General features: G+C 65.6%; 16 protein-coding genes. 9 read left to right on the top strand and 7 right to left on the bottom strand.

Annotated features, from left to right (window positions below; translation table 11 throughout):
• Positions 1-204 precede the first annotated feature (204 nt).
• The 3 genes from J8I29_RS24575 to J8I29_RS24565 all read left to right on the top strand — a co-directional run bounded on the left by J8I29_RS24575 (position 205) and on the right by J8I29_RS24565 (position 2,568).
• Entirely contained in the window at positions 205-693 is a 489-nt protein-coding gene (locus tag J8I29_RS24575) for a TerB family tellurite resistance protein (RefSeq protein ID WP_105861224.1), read from the top strand.
• Positions 690-1,478 (top strand): SDR family NAD(P)-dependent oxidoreductase, encoded by a 789-nt coding sequence (locus J8I29_RS24570; RefSeq protein WP_209433652.1) that lies wholly within the window; start codon positions 690-692, stop codon positions 1,476-1,478. The genes J8I29_RS24575 and J8I29_RS24570 overlap by 4 nt, the downstream gene beginning before the upstream one ends.
• Positions 1,479-1,614: 136 nt before the next feature.
• Positions 1,615-2,568, top strand: a complete 954-nt coding sequence (locus J8I29_RS24565; RefSeq protein ID WP_105861353.1) for an acetyl-CoA carboxylase carboxyltransferase subunit alpha — start codon at positions 1,615-1,617, stop codon at positions 2,566-2,568.
• Positions 2,569-2,690: 122 nt separating this feature from the next.
• On the opposite strand, the gene J8I29_RS24560 is transcribed toward J8I29_RS24565, so the two are convergent.
• The 4 genes from J8I29_RS24560 to J8I29_RS24545 form a co-directional block, all read right to left on the bottom strand.
• Positions 2,691-3,989 carry an ABC transporter permease gene (locus J8I29_RS24560; RefSeq protein WP_209433651.1) on the bottom strand — a complete coding sequence of 433 codons (1,299 nt, stop codon included), beginning with the start codon at positions 3,987-3,989 and terminating at the stop codon, positions 2,691-2,693.
• Positions 3,986-4,675: an ATP-binding cassette domain-containing protein gene (locus J8I29_RS24555; RefSeq protein ID WP_209433650.1), complete on the bottom strand. Its 690-nt coding sequence runs from the start codon at positions 4,673-4,675 to the stop codon at positions 3,986-3,988. Before J8I29_RS24555 ends, J8I29_RS24560 begins: the two co-directional genes overlap by 4 nt.
• Before the next feature lie 4 nt (positions 4,676-4,679).
• Positions 4,680-5,138, bottom strand: coding sequence for a hypothetical protein (locus J8I29_RS24550; protein WP_209433649.1), 459 nt, complete (start codon positions 5,136-5,138; stop codon positions 4,680-4,682).
• Positions 5,139-5,391: 253 nt separating this feature from the next.
• Positions 5,392-7,164 (bottom strand): alkaline phosphatase, encoded by a 1,773-nt coding sequence (locus tag J8I29_RS24545; RefSeq protein WP_209433648.1) that lies wholly within the window; start codon positions 7,162-7,164, stop codon positions 5,392-5,394.
• A gap of 506 nt (positions 7,165-7,670) precedes the next feature.
• Between J8I29_RS24545 and J8I29_RS24540 the strand changes: the two genes are divergently transcribed.
• Positions 7,671-9,215 carry a murein L,D-transpeptidase family protein gene (locus tag J8I29_RS24540; RefSeq protein WP_209433647.1) on the top strand — a complete coding sequence of 515 codons (1,545 nt, stop codon included), beginning with the start codon at positions 7,671-7,673 and terminating at the stop codon, positions 9,213-9,215.
• 223 nt (positions 9,216-9,438) lie between these two features.
• On the top strand, positions 9,439-10,188 hold the full coding sequence (locus tag J8I29_RS24535; RefSeq protein ID WP_209433646.1) for a methyltransferase domain-containing protein: 750 nt from the start codon (positions 9,439-9,441) through the stop codon (positions 10,186-10,188).
• Positions 10,189-10,351: 163 nt separating this feature from the next.
• Here J8I29_RS24535 and metW read toward each other — a convergent pair whose 3' ends face one another.
• Positions 10,352-10,987, bottom strand: coding sequence for a methionine biosynthesis protein MetW (metW, locus tag J8I29_RS24530; protein ID WP_209433667.1), 636 nt, complete (start codon positions 10,985-10,987; stop codon positions 10,352-10,354).
• A gap of 29 nt (positions 10,988-11,016) precedes the next feature.
• Positions 11,017-12,204 (bottom strand): homoserine O-acetyltransferase, encoded by a 1,188-nt coding sequence (locus J8I29_RS24525; protein ID WP_209433645.1) that lies wholly within the window; start codon positions 12,202-12,204, stop codon positions 11,017-11,019.
• 231 nt (positions 12,205-12,435) lie between these two features.
• Between J8I29_RS24525 and J8I29_RS24520 the strand changes: the two genes are divergently transcribed.
• Both J8I29_RS24520 and J8I29_RS24515 read left to right on the top strand, forming a co-directional pair.
• On the top strand, positions 12,436-13,416 hold the full coding sequence (locus J8I29_RS24520; protein WP_105861233.1) for an SPFH domain-containing protein: 981 nt from the start codon (positions 12,436-12,438) through the stop codon (positions 13,414-13,416).
• Positions 13,417-13,430: 14 nt separating this feature from the next.
• Entirely contained in the window at positions 13,431-13,886 is a 456-nt protein-coding gene (locus tag J8I29_RS24515; RefSeq protein ID WP_209433644.1) for an NfeD family protein, read from the top strand.
• Positions 13,887-14,000: 114 nt separating this feature from the next.
• Here J8I29_RS24515 and gluQRS read toward each other — a convergent pair whose 3' ends face one another.
• Positions 14,001-14,906, bottom strand: a complete 906-nt coding sequence (gene gluQRS / locus J8I29_RS24510) for a tRNA glutamyl-Q(34) synthetase GluQRS (RefSeq protein ID WP_245197325.1) — start codon at positions 14,904-14,906, stop codon at positions 14,001-14,003.
• Here gluQRS and J8I29_RS24505 point away from each other — a divergent pair.
• Complete coding sequence (locus J8I29_RS24505) at positions 14,905-15,549, top strand: DNA-3-methyladenine glycosylase 2 family protein (RefSeq protein ID WP_245197323.1); 645 nt, start codon at positions 14,905-14,907, stop codon at positions 15,547-15,549. The two genes, gluQRS and J8I29_RS24505, sit on opposite strands and share 2 nt — an antisense overlap.
• A gap of 67 nt (positions 15,550-15,616) precedes the next feature.
• A complete protein-coding gene (locus J8I29_RS24500; RefSeq protein ID WP_209433641.1) occupies positions 15,617-16,288 on the top strand; it encodes a dienelactone hydrolase family protein in 672 nt (223 codons plus the stop codon).
• Positions 16,289-16,338 lie beyond the last annotated feature (50 nt).

Raw genomic sequence — 16,338 nt, 5'->3', positions numbered from 1 at the left:
CCCCGCATATTGAACTCAGGTTCTATTTATCGCCTTCTGGGTCAGCCGGGCGGCCATAATCGGAGCCAGCGCAGGACAGGGTCTTTGCCGTTTGACGGAATCACCGCAAGCCGCAAAGAACGTCGAACTGAAGAGTTGGTGCAAGGCACGTTCAGCCGTGAACGCGCGTTCTGCACGGGTATGGTTCCGAGGCGGGATGTTGCCATGTTGGCTCGCTTGCAAAAGCTGATACGCGGTTTTGCACCGGGCGGACCGGCCAGGCCGCGTTACGTCTTCGACGAGACCGACCATCGCGTCGCGGCCGCCGGGTTGCTCGTCTATGCCATGAATGTGGACGGGGTCGAGAGTCCGGCCGAGAAGGCGCGGGTAGCCGCATTGCTGCAGGAACGCTTTTCGCTCGATGAGGACGAGACCCGCGCTTTGCTGGCAGCGGCGGGCGAGCGCAATCGCGATGCCCTCGATTTCAATGATTTCACCGGCGTGGTGAAGCGCGCCTACAACATCGAAGGGCGCCAGCGCATCGTCGAGATGATGTGGGAGATCGTGTTCGCCGACGGTATGCTGCACGAGTTCGAGGATAATCTCGTCTGGCGCGTCGCCGAGGCCCTCGATGTGCCGGTGCCGGCGCGCACCACGATCCGCAGCAAGGCGGCTGCCCAGAACGACGTGCTCCTGCCGGAAGCCAGCGAGTGAGCCGTCCGGTCGCCTTGGTCACGGGCGCATCCAGCGGCATCGGCGAGGCATTGGCCCATGCCCTGGCCGAGCAGGGCGAGGACCTCATGCTGATCGCCCGGACGCAGGGCGAATTGCTGCGCGTCCAGGGCGAGATCGCGGCGGCGACGGGGCGTTTCGTTGCGGTCGCCGCGCTGGATCTCGAGCGGGCCGATGCTGCCGAGGCCGTCAGGACCGCGTTGCGCGAGCAGGACCTCAGCGTCCGGCACCTGGTCAACAATGCCGGCTTCGGCCTGGCCGGCGACATGGCGGACCTGCCGGTATCCGGCCAGATCGGCATGGTCGACCTCAATTGCCGGGCTTTGCTGGCGCTGACGCTCGCCTTCCTGCCCGAGATCCGCGAGAACGAAGGCGGCGTGCTGAACGTCGCCTCGGTCGCCGGTTTCACGCCGGGGCCGGGGCTTGCCGTCTACTACGCCAGCAAGGCCTTCGTGCTGTCGCTGACGCGGGCTCTGGCTTTCGAGGAGCGGGAGAGCGGTATCCGCGTCTGCGCCCTCTGCCCCGGCCCGGTGCCCACCCGCTTCGGCGCCCGGGCGGGTTTCGGCAGGTCCGGCGTTATCGCCATGACGCGCCCGCTTTCGGCCAAGGATGTTGCCCATATCGGACTGGCCGGTTATTTCGGGCGTCGTACCGTGGTGGTGCCGGGCATGATCCCGAGGCTGATGGTTGCCATCCTGTCGGTCCTGCCGACCCGGATGGTGTTGCCCGTCCTCGCCCGCGCCCAGCGGCAGCGACGGCAGAAATAGTGCCTTTCGCCGGACTGCTCCGTTCGTCATGAAGCGGTGAACGGTCTGTGCGAAGGGGAGATATGCGAAACCCTTCCTTGACTTCCCTGGCGTGAGACGCCAGTTTCCGGCTCCTTTCGTCGTCATTTGGGCACCCATGCGCAGCTATCTCGATTTTGAAAAACCCGTGGCCGAGCTCGAGGCCAAAGTCGAGGAACTGCGCGCGATGGCGGAGTCGGGTGACGCAGTGGCGATCGGGGATGAGATCCAGCGGCTGGAGGCCAAGGCGAACCAGGCGCTGCGCGATCTCTATGCCCAGCTCACGCCCTGGCAGAAGACCCTGGTGGCTCGCCACCCGGAGCGTCCGCACGCCAATGACTATATCGCCGCCCTGATCGAGGATTTCACGCCGCTTGCCGGCGACCGCAAGTTCGGCGACGACGAGGCGATCATCGGCGGCTTCGGCCGCTTCCGCGGCGAGGCCGTCTGCATCCTCGGCCATGAAAAGGGCTCCGACACCGAAAGCCGCATCCGGCATAATTTCGGCATGGCGCGGCCCGAAGGCTATCGCAAGGCCGTGCGTCTGATGGAAATGGCCGATCGTTTCGAATTGCCGGTGATTTCCTTCGTCGACACGGCCGGCGCCTATCCGGGCATCGATGCCGAGGAGCGTGGCCAGGCCGAGGCGATTGCCCGCTCGACCGATGCCTGTCTGGGGCTGGGCTCGCCCAACGTTGCCGTCGTCATCGGCGAAGGCGGTTCCGGCGGTGCCATCGCGGTGGCGGCGGCGAGCCGGGTCCTGATGCTGGAGCATTCCATCTATTCGGTGATCTCGCCGGAAGGCGCGGCCTCCATCCTCTGGCGCGAGGCCAGCAAGGCGCAGGATGCCGCCAACAACATGAAGATTACGGCGCAGGATCTCCTGAAGTTCGGCGTGATCGACGCCATCATTCCCGAGCCGACAGGCGGTGCGCATCGCACGCCCGAGAAGGCGATCGAGACCACCGGTGACTTCATTCAGAATTCGCTGCGCGAACTCTTCAATCAGTCCCGCGAAGCCCTGATCCGGGCGCGCCAGGACAAATATCTGATGATCGGCCGCAGCCTGTAGAGGGGGGCTGCTATTCACGCGTCATTGCGAGCGTAGCGAAGCAATCCTGGGTCGCGAATATCGGCTGTAACTCCTAGATTGCTCCGTTACGTTCGCAATGACATGGTCAAGGCGTCTGCGCCTCACCCCCTCAGCGCTGCCGCCGGCGATTGCCGATAGGCCAGCAAGGCAGGGGCGAGGCCGAGAAGGGCAGCGAAACCGGCCAGCAGGGCGGCGGGGCCGAGATCGGCCCGCGTGAACGCCACCGGCAGGACCATGCCGCTCCAGCTCGTCACCCAGCCCGATAGGGTGAGGGCGCCGAGATAGCCGAGCGCGAAGCCGGCTGCGATGCCGAGTGCGAGCAGGACGAAAAGCTCGGACCAGACGATGGCAAGAACGGTCAGGCGCGGCGTGCCGAGGGCGCGCAGCGCGCCGATCTGGCGCCGGCGTTGGCCGACATGGATCACCGTCACGAAGATCAGGGCCGCCGCCACCAGCAATTGCGCGCCGGCTGCCACCGCCACCAGCACGGTGCGGGCGTCGCCGAGCGTGGCGTAGAGCCGAGTCAGCACTTCGGCCGGGAAGACGGCGAGCGTGCCCTCGCCGCGATAGGCCTGGCGCAGCTTGTAGGCGTCCGCGATCGTGCGGGGCTTGATCAGCAGGGCCGGCACGCCGGCGGCGGTAGTGGCAAAGCTCTCGTCGAGCGGAGCCGCCGCGTCGATCGCGCCTTCATGCTCATGCTCATGCTCCTCATGGCCGGCTTCGCCATGGTCGGCTTCTCCAGGCTTGGAGCCCTCATGTTCGTGATGAGCATCGTGATCGGCGGCTTCCTCGGCATGGCCGAGCCCGTGCAGATGCCAGACGGCCTGGATCGGCACCAATACGGCCTTGTCCCAGGCCGTATGGCTCGGCTTGAGGCGTCCCACCACGGTATAGGCGAGTTCGGTATGGGCATGGCCCCCTTCCTCGGCCATGCCGTGCGAGGGCTTGATGCGGGTGCCGAGTGGAATGCCGGCGGCAGCGCCGACCACCGCCTCGCCCTCGGCGGCGAAAGCGCGGCCTTCGGCAAGACCATCCGACAACGCCTTCAGCAGGGCCGTGGTGGTTCCGACGATCGGCCGGCCCTGGTAGGAATCGCCAAAGCCGATCGGGGCGACCCAGGCCACGCGCGGATCGGCGGCGAGTTTGCGCAGCGTCTCCGCCGGCATCAGGGGCAAAGGCGAGGGCTGCAGGAAGACGGAGGAGAGCACCAGCTGGGCCTCGCTGCCGGCGGCACCGATGACGAGATCGAACCTGTCTGCGGCACGGGCGCTGCCGAGGCGCATCGCCCGTTCCTGCAGCACCACGCCGACGCCGAGTGCGGTCGCCAGCGCCACCAGCAGCACCACGGCCAGCGCGCCCTCCCAGACGCGGCGCAGATCGGCGAGGATGAAGCGGATCATGCGGCCTGCGCCCTTATTTGCTCGTCCGATGCGACGCGGCCGGCGGCGAGCGTCAGCCGCCTTGCCAGCCGGCTCGTGAGTGCGGTGTCGTGCGAGACGACGATGAGCGTAGAGCCTTCCGTGCCGGCAAGCTCGATGAGGAGGTCGCCCACGAGGGCGCCGCTCTCGGCGTCGAGGCTGGCGGTCGGTTCGTCCGCCACCAGCACGGCCGGCCGGCGCAGCAGCGCCCGGGCGAGGGCGACACGCTGCATCTCGCCGCGGGACATGCCGTCGATCGCCTGATCCGGCCGGGACAAGCCCACCCGCTGGAGCAGGGCGTGGCCGCGCTCGATCGCGCTCTTGCCGGCACGCCCCGACAGGCGCAGCGGCAGCAGCACGTTCTCCAGGGCCGACAGGCCGGGGAAGAGATGGAAATCCTGCATGACCAGGCCGATATTCTGCCCGCGCCAGCGATCCCTGGCGCCCTCCGGCAGCTTGGCGATGTCGGTTTCCCCCCAGCATACCCGGCCTTGCGCGACGCGCTCGAGGCCGGTGACGACGTTGACGAAGGTGCTCTTGCCCGAGCCCGACGGGCCGGTCACGGCGAGCTGGCTGCCTGCGGCCAGAGCCAGCCGCTCGATGCGCAGCGCCGGTGCGGCGAGGCCGGGAAAGGAGATGGTGATATTTTCGAGCTTGAGCGCCAGCACGGGATCAGACCACCCAGTAGCGGGCATCCCGCAGGCGCAGCCGGCTGAGAAAGCCGGTTTCCGGATCGGTCCAGGACCCCATTTCCAGGCGTCCCGACACCTCGATCCTGGTGCCGGGCTGCACGAAGGTCTGCTTCTCGTCGAGATAGATCACCACGATATTGTCCGGCCAGTCCGCGTCGGAAGAGCAGAAGGGGCAGATCGACATCGGGATTTCGGTGAGCACGAAGAAGGTGGCCTCGGCCTTGAGCGGCGGCGCCATGAAGCCGCTCATTACCACGTCCTTGCCGTCGAGCTCCTTGACCTTGGCCGAGAATTCCAGGCCGAGCACGCTGATCTTGCCGTAGAGTTCGGGAAAGCCGAGCGTTGCAGGGGCCGCCAGGGCCGGTCGAGCCAGGAGGAGAGGCGACAGCCCGAGCAGAGTCACGACATGGCGGCGGGACAGGAAAGGGATGGTCGTCATGGTGAGCTCTTACGCGGGCCGAGGTCGGCGCTCTCGAGAAACATCGCCATCGGGCGGCTAGCCGCCCGAGGGTTGCCGTCCGATCATTAGGCGTTGTCGGCAACAACTGAAACGCTGCCATTGTCATGCCCCGGGCTTGACCCGGGCATCCAACCGCCTCGTCTTCAGTGCCGGGAGGAGGGCTGGATTGCCGGGTGAAGCCCGGCAATGACAAAGGTTGAGCCAATTCGACTCGTTTATTTCAGGCAAAGCCTTACTGCATCTGGGCCTTCTGAGGGCCGGAGGCGCCGAGCGCGAAGGCGTCAGCAAGAACGCGATAGACGTCGCTTTCTTCCAGATAGCCCTTGAAGCCTTCGGCGCCCGGGCCCGTTGCCTGCAGCACGACGTCGTCGACGGCGTGGGCGGTGCTGTCGTTGTTGCGCGGGATGTTGCCCTGCACGAAGACGGCGCCGGGCACGTCCTTATAGGCGGGATTGGCGACATATTCCTTCTTCTCGTTCTGGATGGCCGGCTCATAGGGGCCGTCCAGCTTCGGGCTGAAGGTCTCGTAGTGATCGGGATAGTTTCCGTAGACGATGGCCAGGCGCTTGCTGGGATCGATCTTGTCGGGATAGCCGTCGCCGTCCTTGTCCTCGTAATTGGTGAAGCCGGCCTCGGCATAGATGCCGACCTTCTCGCGCATGTCGGTGCCGGGCTTGCTGTCGTCGACGGTGCCGATGATCGACATGGAATGGGTATGGTCGCCGGTGGCGACGATCAGCGTGTCGGGATGGGTCTTGGCGAATTCGCGCGCCACGCCGATTGCCTTGTCGAATTCGATGGTGTCATAGAGCGAGCGCTCGCCATCCTGCGCATGCGACATCTTGTCGACCGTGGCGGCTTCCACCATTAGGAAGAAGCCTTCCGGATTCTTGGACAGCTGGTCGAGGGCCGTCTTGGTCATGTCGACCAGGCCGGGCTGGTTGGGGAACTTCTCCACCGTGCCCTTCTTGAGCAGGTTGCGGTCGAGCGCCACGTCCATGTTGCCGGTGTGGAAGAGGCCGAGGATCTTGCCGGTATTGGTGCCGGAAGCCGCGGCGAGGCTGTCCTTGTCGGTGGCGACAGTGTAGCCGGCATCCTTGAAGAGCTGGATATAGTCCTTGTCGTCCTTGCGCTTGGAGCCGGTGGTCGATTTCGGCAGGAAATAGGCCGAGCCGCCGCCCAGGATGATTTCGGGCTTCACGTCGTAGAACATGCCGACGATTTCTGCCTTGTCGGCCCGCTTGCGGGTGTGGGCGACCACGGCGGCGGGGGTGGCGTCCTCGATCTCGGCGGTGGATATCACGCCGATCGACTTCTTGGACGTGCGGCGCAGCGCCTCCGCGATAGTCTCGACACGCGGATCATCCAGGGTGGCGGGCGTGCGGTCGGCGTAGACACCGAGAGCGTTCACCGCCGTCTTGTGCCCGGTCATATAGGCCGACATGGTGTTGGCGCTGTCCGTGGCGATGGCGTCCGTGGCCGAAGTGCCGATGAAGGCCATGTGGTCGAGGTCGTCCATGTTGAGACGGCCATTGGCCTTGCCCTCGGTCATGCCCTTGGACATGATGCGCGCGCCGGTGCGATTGGCGACCGTCAGGCCGTCGCCGAGCAGAAAGATGATGTTCTTGGCCTTGGGCGTGGCGGGCGTGCCGAAGACGTCCCAGGTCACGCTGCGACTCTGTCCGCCGGCCGAGACTTCGACCTTGTAGGTGCCGGGCACGCCGAGGGTGAGGCCGCGCAGCAGCACCGCCGAGCCGAGATCCTTGTCGTCCTTGCCCTTTTCGGAGGCGATGAACTCGACGTCCTTGCCGAACACACCCTTGTAGTCCTGGCCGTTGACGGTAACGCGCACATCCTCCGGCTTCACGGTGCCGGCGAACTCGGCCTTGAAGTCGAAGGGCGAGCCGGCCAGGATGGTGGCGCGGTCGAGAGGATAGATGCCCGCGGCCTGGCTGGGACCGATCAGCATGGTGGTGACCGCAAGAGCGGCGAGGAGCGTGCGCATGGCAATCCTTTCGCGATGCGAAGCCGACTTTGTCACTGGAGCCTCCCGCGGTTTGGCGAAGGTGCCGCACTTGCAAAGACGCGCCGAAACAAAGAGCTGGAAGACAGCGCGTTCCCCCTGAACGCGCTTTGCGCTAGGGATAGCCAGCGCGTGCGACAGGTCCATGACAGCGAGCAGGCTCAGGATCAGCCCGCTTCATACGCAGTATAGGGGCGGCTCGTTCGCCCGGGGGGAGCGGCGAAGACTCCATCCCGCAATCCATTGTCCTGTGCGGTCCGAGGTCTCGTCGCGGCGATGCTTGTCGAGTGGTGAGGAAATCTATAGGGTCGCCAGCCAGTTTCGGGTGAAAGGCCCCTATCGGCAGGGCGTGGAATCAGGCATTGTGCCGTTAAGAGTTCGTTCACGCTGTTGCGTAACCACGATTGGCCCACGACTTGCGGCGAGTGGTCGTTGACTGTAAATGTCCCTTAGTCTGTATTACTGACTTTGCACGGGTTCACTGGTTCATGACCGCTCACTTCAAGTTGATGCGCAAGATTGCAATGGCCGTGCCGGTTCTTTTGCTGGCGGCGGCCTGTTCCAATCAGAATGGCGCAAGTGTTCGCTCGACTAGCCCGGTGCCGCAGGCGCTGATTGCCGAAATGCAGGCCAAGGGCATGGCGCGTTCTGCGCCGATCCTGGTGCGCATCTACAAGAAGGAGTCCGAACTCGAAATCTGGAAGCAGACATCGAGTGGACGTTATGCCCTGCTCAAGAGCTATCCGGTCTGCCGCTGGTCGGGCCAGCTCGGTCCGAAGAAGAGCGAGGGCGATCGGCAGGTGCCCGAGGGCTTCTATGCCGTGAGCATGAGCAGCCTCAATCCGAATTCGCAATATTACCTGTCCTTCGACATCGGCTATCCCAACAATTTCGATCGTCAGCTCGGCCGCGCCGGCGGCAACATCATGGTGCACGGCTCCTGCTCTTCGCGCGGCTGCTTTGCCATGACCGACAAGCAGGTGGCCGAGATCTATGCCGTGGCGCGCGAGGCGCTGCAGGGCGGCCAGGCTTCGTTCCAGGTGCAGTCGCTGCCCTTCCGCATGACGCCCGAGAACATGGCCCGCAATCGCCGCAATCCGAATATCGGCTTCTGGCAGAATCTCAAGGAAGGCACCGACAATTTCGAGGTCACCAAGCAGACGGTGAAGGTCGATGTCTGCAAGGGCCGCTATGTCTTCAACGGCAATGGCGGGACCGAGTGCGGTATCGCTCCGGCGAACCAAAGCGTGGCTGCCGCCGTCTACGAGAAGCGGCGCAGCGACGATGCCAAGATCACCGCGCTGATCGCCTCCGGTACCAAGGCCGTCAACTATATCTATCAGGACGGCGGTTCCAATCCGGTGTTCGCAGCGCGTGCCGTCGATCAGTCGGCGGTGCCCGGCAAGGATCGGCCCTTCAGCTATTCGCGCGTCGACGTGACCGAAGTGGCGCTCAATGACGCGGGTGCCCCGGCGACGGAAGCGGATGCGAATGCGGCCCATCGCGTCACCTATGCCGCAGCCGAAAGCCTGCTCTATTCGGAAGCCGCAGTGGCCCGCAAGCCGATCAAGGGCGCGGCGGATCCCAAGGCTGTCGCCAAGCGCCAGGAGGCCGTCTATGCCCGCCTGATGGGCAGCAAGTTGCCGGCTCCGATACCGCAGACGCCGGTGGCGGTGGCCGCTGCACCGGTTGCTTCCAGTGCGCCGGCCAGCCAGCTGGTGGCTTCGGCCGCGCCGGAAGGCCAGCCCTTCTATGCGCGCTGGCTTGGCTTTGCGCCGACCGAGCAGCCGGCTTCGCCGGTTGCGGCGATCAAGGTCGATCCGATCCAGACCGGCACGGTGCCCGATGCCAAGCCCAAGCCGGGCAAGGCAAAGACGCTGACGCCGGGCAAGCCGATGATGGCCGCGGCGGCACTGCCGGCCGCGCAGATGGCCGAACTGCCGCCGGCGATCACCAATCCGCCGACCGAGCAGCCCTTCTACAAGCGCTGGCTGGGCCTGGGCGGCGAGCAGGGCGCTACGGCGACCAACTGACGCCGATTTTCTTGATCGATTGATCCGTGAGCCCTTTCCCGGCATGGGAGAGGGCTCACGCATTCTATTGCGCTTGCCGGCTGAACGGTTTCAACTGTCAGCGTGCCCGCGATCGGTAGGGCACGGAGACGCTCGGTCCTGGCGGGAGTTGGCAAGGCACGGGGCGGCGTCATTCCGGTTTGCAGGGTCGACCTGCAGCTGTCGTAAGTGGGTGTTGGTTGCAATGTCGCTCGATGTCGTCGATCTCCGCGACTTCTACTCGACCAATCTTGGCATCGTGGCCGGTCGCCTGATCGCCACCAAGATCCGGGCGCGCTGGAGCGACCTGCGTGGACAGCGCGTCGCCGGCATCGGTTTTGCCGCCCCCTATCTCACCATGTTCCGGGACGAGGCCGAACGCGTCGTCTCTTTCAATCCGGCGACGCAGGGTGTGCTGGAATGGCCTGAAAACGGCCCGCTTGCCGCAGCGCTGGTCGAGGAGACCGAATTGCCGCTGGCGGACGGCTGCCTCGACCGCGTGCTGGCCATCCATCTGCTCGAGGAGGCGGATTCCGCCCTCGATACGCTGCGCGAGATCTGGCGGGTGCTTGCCCCGGGCGGTACGGTGATGCTGGTGGCGCCTAACCGGCGCGGGGTCTGGGCGCGTTCGGATGCCACGCCTTTCGGCAATGGCCGGCCCTTCTCGCGCCCGCAATTGACCCGGCTGCTGCGCGATGCGCTGTTCTCGCCGGTGAACTGGACGGAGGCGCTCTATCTGCCGCCAATGTTCCATGGCTGGGCATTGCGTTCCGCGCCGGCCTATGAGCGTTTTGCCGGGCGCTTTGCCTCCCCCTTCGCCGGCGTGCACATCGTGGAGGCCTCCAAGCAGGTGTTCCGCCCGATCACCGTGCGCGCCAAGCGCGCCGTGTCGCCGAAATTCACGCCTGTGCTGCTGCCGAGCCCGGCGGCCGGGCGGGTCGCCGACGGGGCGTGAGCTTGCTACTTTTCGAAAATGAATCAGAAATACTGTCATCCCCGGCGAGCGCAGCCAGGGAAGGGGATCTAGGAATTAAGGGGCTCGACTTATGCCCCTGGATCCCCTTCCCTCGGCCTTCGGCCTAGCCGGGGATGACAGGGGAGCGTCCCCAGACAGCAACTCAGCGCCGCCGTAGCAGGAATACCGCCTGTTCGCCGAACAGGTTCCAGAACCACCACGGTGCCCTGACCTGGACCGGCTGGCCGGAGAGCGTCAGCGCCTCGGCGCGTTCGATCACCGCATCGAGGCCGCGCGCCATCTCGACGAAATCCCGGATCGAGCAGAAATGGATGTTGGGCGTGTCGTACCAGGCATAGGGCAGGTTGTCGGTCACCGGCATGCGGCCGCGGAACATGATCTGGCCGCGAATGCGCCAATGCCCGAAATTCGGGAAGGAGACGATGGCACGCCGGCCGATGCGCAGCATGTCCTCGACCACTTGGCGCGGATTGCGGGTGGCCTGCAGGGTCTGCGACAGGATCACATAGTCGAAGCTGTCGTCGGGATAGTCGGAGAGGTCGGAATCGGCGTCGCCCTGGATCACGGCGAGGCCACGCCCGACGGCGGCGTTGACGCCGAGCTGGCTGATCTCGATGCCGCGGCCATCGACGCCGCGCGTCGCCTCCAGCAGGGACAGCAATTCGCCATCGCCGCAGCCGACATCGAGCACGCGGGCGCCGGGCATCACCATGTCGCGGATCTGCAGGAAATCGAGGCGGCTGCCCGGCGCCGCCGTGGCGCTGCGCTGGGCCGTCATCGTCCTGGTGTCGCGGGGGCGGAACCTGCTCATGCCACGCCTCGCTCGCGGGCGGCGGCCCCCACGAAGCCGCGCACCATCTCGAACAGCTCGGGTATGTCGAGCAGGAAGGCATCGTGGCCCTTGTCGGTCTCGATCTCGACGAAGGAGACACGGGCGCCGGCGGCGTTGAGCGCATGCATGATCTGGCGCGAGGCGCTGGTGGGGAAAAGCCAGTCCGAGGTGAAGGATGCCACGCAAAAGCGCGTATGCGTGCCCTTGAAGGCGGCGGCGAGGGAGCCGCCATACTCGGCGGCGAGATCGAAATAGTCCATCGCGCGGGTGACATAGAGATAGGAATTGGCGTCGAAGCGTTCCACGAAGCTCAGGCCCTGATAGCGCAGATAGCTTTCGATCTGAAAATCGGCATCGAAGGTGAAGGTGCGCGCGGCGCGATCCTGCAGGTTGCGGCCGAATTTGCGCTGCAGCGCGTCCTCGGAAAGATAGGTGATGTGGGCCGCCATGCGGGCGACGCTCAGGCCCTTGGCGGGCCTGGTGCCGGCCTCGATATAGCGGCCGCCGCGCCAGTCCGGATCGGCCATGATCGCCTGCCGACCGACCTCGTTGAAGGCGATGTTCTGGGCCGTATGCCGGGCGGCGCTGGCAATGCACAGCGCCGAAAAGACCCGTTCGGGGTAGGAGGCGGCCCATTGCAGGACCAGCATGCCGCCCATCGAGCCGCCGAGCACGGCAAACAGGCTCTCGATGCCGAGATGGTCGAGCAGCATGGCCTGCGCCCGCACCATGTCGGCGATGGTCACCACCGGAAAATCGAGGCCATAGGGCCGGCCGGTCGCCGGATTGGTCGAGGCCGGGCCGGAGGAGCCCATGCAACTGCCGATCACATTGGGGCAGATCACGAAGAAGCGCTCGGTGTCGATCGGCTTGCCCGGCCCCACCAGCGTGTCCCACCAGCCCGCGCGTCCGGTCACGGGGTGGATGCTGGCGACATGCTGGTCGCCGGTGAGTGCGTGGCAGACCAGCACCGCATTGGATCGCGCCGCATTCAGCGTACCCGCCGTGGTGTAGGCGATGCGCAGCGGGGCAAAATCGACTCCGCTGTCGAGGCGGAGCGGCCGTTCCGGGCCGAAATCCACGATCAGGCTGTCATCGGGCTGGTCTGCCTGTTTGCGGGCCAGTTCCGGGAAGCTCGCCCGTAGCTGCTCACCTTCCGACATGCGTCTGCTTTTCCCACGTCACCCAAGGCCCGTCCGGCAATTCGTTCGATTTGCCGAACGTTTCGTTCGATACATCCTAATATCACGCACCCAAGCAAGCGCAATGGCATTGCTGGCGGCGGCCGTCGTGCGTTTTCGCATCTTCCGGTTGTACGAATTCGCAAGAGCGCTTTGCAGCCTTCGCGGTCACCGCTAGACATGGTGAGATCTCGCCCGATCCTGGAAACCGCCATGCCCGATATTCCGCTCACCGCAACGACAGCCGTGCTTGTCTTGGCCATTGTCCTGCTGTTCTTCCTGATGAAGATGGTGAAGACCGTGCCGCAAGGTTACAATTACACGGTCGAGCGTTTTCGCCGCTACGCCTATACCATTCAGCCTGGCCTCAACATCGTACCGCCGATTTTTCATCGCATCGGCGTGCGCATGAACATGATGGAGCAGGTATTGGATGTTCCGACCCAGGAAATCATCACCCGCGACAACGCCTCGGTGGCGGTCGACGGCGTCGCCTTCTTCCAGGTGATCGATGCGGCCAGGGCGGCCTATGAAGTGGCCAATCTCAACAGCGCCATCCTCAACCTGCTGATGACCAATATCCGTACGGTGATGGGCTCGATGGATCTCGACCAGCTGCTCTCCCATCGGGACGAGATCAACAACAGGCTCCTGACCGTGGTCGATGCGGCGGCGACCAGCTGGGGCATCAAGGTCACCCGCATCGAGATCAAGGATATCGTGCCGCCGGCGGACCTGATCGCCTCGATGGGACGCCAGATGAAGGCCGAGCGCGAGAAGCGGGCGGTCATTCTCGAGGCCGAGGGCCAGCAGCGCGCGGAGATCCTGCGGGCCGATGGCCGCAAGCAGGCCCAGGTGCTGGAAGCTGAAGGGCGCAAGGAAGCCGCCTTCCGTGATGCGGAGGCGCGCGAGCGCGCGGCCCAGGCCGAAGCGGCGGCGACGCAGGTCGTCTCCGAAGCCCTGTCGCATGGGAATGTCGCCGCGCTGAACTACTTCATCGCCGACAAATATGTGAAGGCCATGCAGGCGATGGCGACGGCACCGAACCAGAAGGTGATGGTGCTGCCGATGGAGGCGACGGCCTTGATCGGCTCGCTCGCGGGTATCGGCGAGATCGCCAAGGCGACCTTCGGGGATGCAGCCTCGCCGGCCAAGCGCGCCGGCTCCGGCGTGCCGCGGACCGGCCAGGATTGAGACTGGAGCTGCCCATGACCGAACTTGCGTCCATCAATGTCTGGGGATGGTTCGTTCTGGCCGCCGTGCTGATCGGCCTAGAGGTGTTTCTGCCCGGCGCCTTCATGATCTGGCTCGGCCTCGCCGCCGCGGCTATCGGTGTCGTCAGCCTCTTCCTGCCATTGAGCTGGCCGCTGGCCCTGCTGCTGTTCGCAGCTCTCGGCGTGGTCTTCGCCTGGATCGGCCGGCATTTCGCCCACAGGGCCGATGCGTCCGACAAGGAGCAGCCCTTCCTCAACCGCCGGGCCGATGCACTCGTCGGCCAGAGTTTCACCCTGGCCGACCCCATCGTGAACGGCGAGGGGCGGATCCGGGTCGGCGACACGGTGTGGCAGGTCAGGGGTCCCGACGCAGGCGCTGGTGCGCGTATCAGGGTGGTGCGTGTCGAGGGGGGATGGCTGGCGGTGGAGGAAGTGGCAAAGCAGGCGTGAGAATAGAAACTGGCTAGGCTTGGTTCTGCCCCTCACCCTTACCCTCGCCCCATAAAAACAGGGTGAGGGGCGGCATAACGCGCTCCAAAATCAACGCCCGTCGATCACGCGCCCTCAGCCCATCACCGCCATCTGCTTGATGTCCGCCGGCGTGGCGCCGTCCGCGCGTAGGGCCCGCAGGCTGGTGGAACGGGCGGATTTCGACAGTTTCTCGCCGTCGGGGCCGAGCAGCAGGTCGTGATGATGGTAGATCGGCTCGGGCAGGCCGAGCAGGGCCTGCAGCAGGCGGTGCAGGCCGGTGGCATGGTAGAGATCCCGGCCGCGCACGACATGGGTGATGCCTTGCAGGGCATCGTCGACCACCACGGCCAGATGATAGCTCGCCGGAAACTCCTTGCGCGCCAGCACGACATCGCCCCAGCGTTCCGGCCCGGCGGGAATTGGCTGGGCGCTCTGGTCTCCAGGGGTTCGCTGTTCCCGCCAGAATAGGGACAGTCCCAGCGCCGCAGTCTTTGCCAAGGCCGCCGTCATGTCGAGCCGGAGGGCGAAGGGCTCGGCTGGATCCCTCCTGGCGGGATCGTCCATGGCGGCGAGCGCGGCGCGGGGATAGAGCGGTGTTCCGTCCGGATCGCGCGGATGGCCGGGCTGGCGGACGGCTGCGGCAATCTCCGCCCGCGAGGCATAGGAGCGGTAGAGCAGCCCCATGGTGGCGAGACGGTCGAGGGCCTGGCGATAATCGTCGAAATGCTCGGATTGGCGCCGCGGCGATGGTTCGAAGGGGAGACCCAGCCAGGCGAGATCTTCCAGCAGGGCAGCGACGAATTCCGGGCGGCAGCGTGTGGTGTCGATGTCCTCGATGCGCAGCAGCAGGCGCCCGCCGCTCGCCTTCGCCCAGCGCTCGTTCTCGAAGGCCGAGAGGGCATGGCCGAGATGGAGATGGCCGGTCGGGCTGGGTGCGAAGCGCAGGACCGGGCGGTTGCTCGATTGATTTGTCACGCCTGCGATGTAACACAGAGGCATGACCGTGATCATCCGTTCGCGTGCCGAAATCCTCGCCGGCGTCGAGGCCTTGCGCGCGCTCGACCCGAGGCTGGCCGCCATCCATGACCTGTGTGGCGAGCCGCCCTTGCGCCGCAGGGAAGGAGGCCTGGAGGGGCTCGCCTGGATCATCGTGTCCCAGCAGGTCTCCGTCGCCAGCGCCCGGGCGATCTGGGCGCGCACCAAGGCTGTGTTCGATCCCTTCACGGCGCGGAGACTGGTCAGCGCTCCCGAGGCGGATTTTCGCGCCGGCGGCCTCTCCATGCCGAAGATCCGCACCCTCAGGGCACTCGGCCAGGCGATGCTGGAGGGGCTCAATCTCGACGCCCTTGCCACGCTGAGCGCCGATGAGGCCCGCTTCGAACTGACCAAGGTCAAAGGCATCGGTCCCTGGACGGCCGACATCTATCTGATGTTCTGCCTCGGCCATGGCGATGCCTTCGCTACGGGCGATCTTGCCCTGCAGGAAGCCGCACGCATGCTGCTCGAGCTCGAAGAGCGCCCGGATGCGGCCGCGCTTGCCGATATCGCCGAAGCCTGGCGTCCTTGGCGCAGTGTTGCTGCCCGCCTGCTCTTTGCCTATTACGCCAAGATGAAGAACCGCGCGGGCGTCGCGTTGGAGTAGACGATGCGACGTATTTTCGTCACGCAAGGGTGTTCAGTGAATCCAAGAGTTGCTTGAGGAGACCAGGATGACGAAGCTCGACGGACCCCGCCTGCCCGCCCGATCGGGCAAAGCCCGCCAGCTCGTCGTGTTCCTGCATGGCTATGGCGCGGACGGCAACGACCTGATCGACATCGGCCGAGCCTGGCAGGAACTCCTGCCCGACACCGCCTTTGTTTCGCCCCACGCGCCCGAGCCCTGCGCCGGAGGTCCCTTCGGGCGCCAATGGTTTCCTTTGACCTTCCAGATTCCCAATGAGCGCTGGCATGGCGTCGAGACGGCCCGTCCCGTGCTCGATGCCTTTCTGGACGAGGAACTGAAGCGCGAAGGGCTGGACGAGGCCGCTCTCGCCCTGGTCGGCTTCAGCCAGGGTACCATGATGGCCCTGCATGTCGGGCTTCGCCGGCCCAAGGCGATGGGGGCGATCGTCGGCTATTCCGGCGTGCTCGTCTGCCCGGACGGACAGTTGCCGACGGTGATGACGCCGGAGATCACGGCGAGGCCGCCGGTCCTGCTGATGCATGGCGACCAGGACCAGGTCATTCCTCCCTTTGCGCTCCAGTTCTCCCAGGAAGGGCTCAAGGCCCTGTCCGTGCCGGTCGAGGCCCATATGAGCCGCGGGCTCGGCCACGGCATCGACAATCAGGGCCTGCGGCTCGGCGGCACTTTCCTGGCCCAGGCGCTGGCGCGCGCGGAGTAGGTGAGGCGGATGGCCGCAGACAAGCGTGACAGCGGAGAATTATGTTCCTT

This window comes from Labrys sp. LIt4, assembly GCF_017813775.1.
GTDB lineage: Bacteria > Pseudomonadota > Alphaproteobacteria > Rhizobiales > Labraceae > Labrys > Labrys okinawensis_A.
This window is presented reverse-complemented; position numbering and strand designations above follow the sequence as displayed.

Excerpts from the sequence above, each read along its gene's own strand:
- J8I29_RS24540 (WP_209433647.1), top strand. The coding sequence starts at position 7,671 with ATGACCGCTCACTTCAAGTTGATGCGCAAGATTGCAATGGCCGTGCCG.
- J8I29_RS24535 (WP_209433646.1), top strand. The coding sequence starts at position 9,439 with ATGTCGCTCGATGTCGTCGATCTCCGCGACTTCTACTCGACCAATCTT.
- J8I29_RS24505 (WP_245197323.1), top strand. The coding sequence starts at position 14,905 with ATGACCGTGATCATCCGTTCGCGTGCCGAAATCCTCGCCGGCGTCGAG.
- J8I29_RS24515 (WP_209433644.1), top strand. The coding sequence starts at position 13,431 with ATGACCGAACTTGCGTCCATCAATGTCTGGGGATGGTTCGTTCTGGCC.
- metW (WP_209433667.1), bottom strand. The coding sequence starts at position 10,987 with ATGACGGCCCAGCGCAGCGCCACGGCGGCGCCGGGCAGCCGCCTCGAT.
- J8I29_RS24565 (WP_105861353.1), top strand. The coding sequence starts at position 1,615 with ATGCGCAGCTATCTCGATTTTGAAAAACCCGTGGCCGAGCTCGAGGCC.
- J8I29_RS24550 (WP_209433649.1), bottom strand. The coding sequence starts at position 5,138 with ATGACGACCATCCCTTTCCTGTCCCGCCGCCATGTCGTGACTCTGCTC.
- gluQRS (WP_245197325.1), bottom strand. The coding sequence starts at position 14,906 with ATGCCTCTGTGTTACATCGCAGGCGTGACAAATCAATCGAGCAACCGC.
- J8I29_RS24560 (WP_209433651.1), bottom strand. The coding sequence starts at position 3,989 with ATGATCCGCTTCATCCTCGCCGATCTGCGCCGCGTCTGGGAGGGCGCG.
- J8I29_RS24575 (WP_105861224.1), top strand. The coding sequence starts at position 205 with ATGTTGGCTCGCTTGCAAAAGCTGATACGCGGTTTTGCACCGGGCGGA.
- J8I29_RS24500 (WP_209433641.1), top strand. The coding sequence starts at position 15,617 with ATGACGAAGCTCGACGGACCCCGCCTGCCCGCCCGATCGGGCAAAGCC.
- J8I29_RS24520 (WP_105861233.1), top strand. The coding sequence starts at position 12,436 with ATGCCCGATATTCCGCTCACCGCAACGACAGCCGTGCTTGTCTTGGCC.
- J8I29_RS24525 (WP_209433645.1), bottom strand. The coding sequence starts at position 12,204 with ATGTCGGAAGGTGAGCAGCTACGGGCGAGCTTCCCGGAACTGGCCCGC.
- J8I29_RS24545 (WP_209433648.1), bottom strand. The coding sequence starts at position 7,164 with ATGCGCACGCTCCTCGCCGCTCTTGCGGTCACCACCATGCTGATCGGT.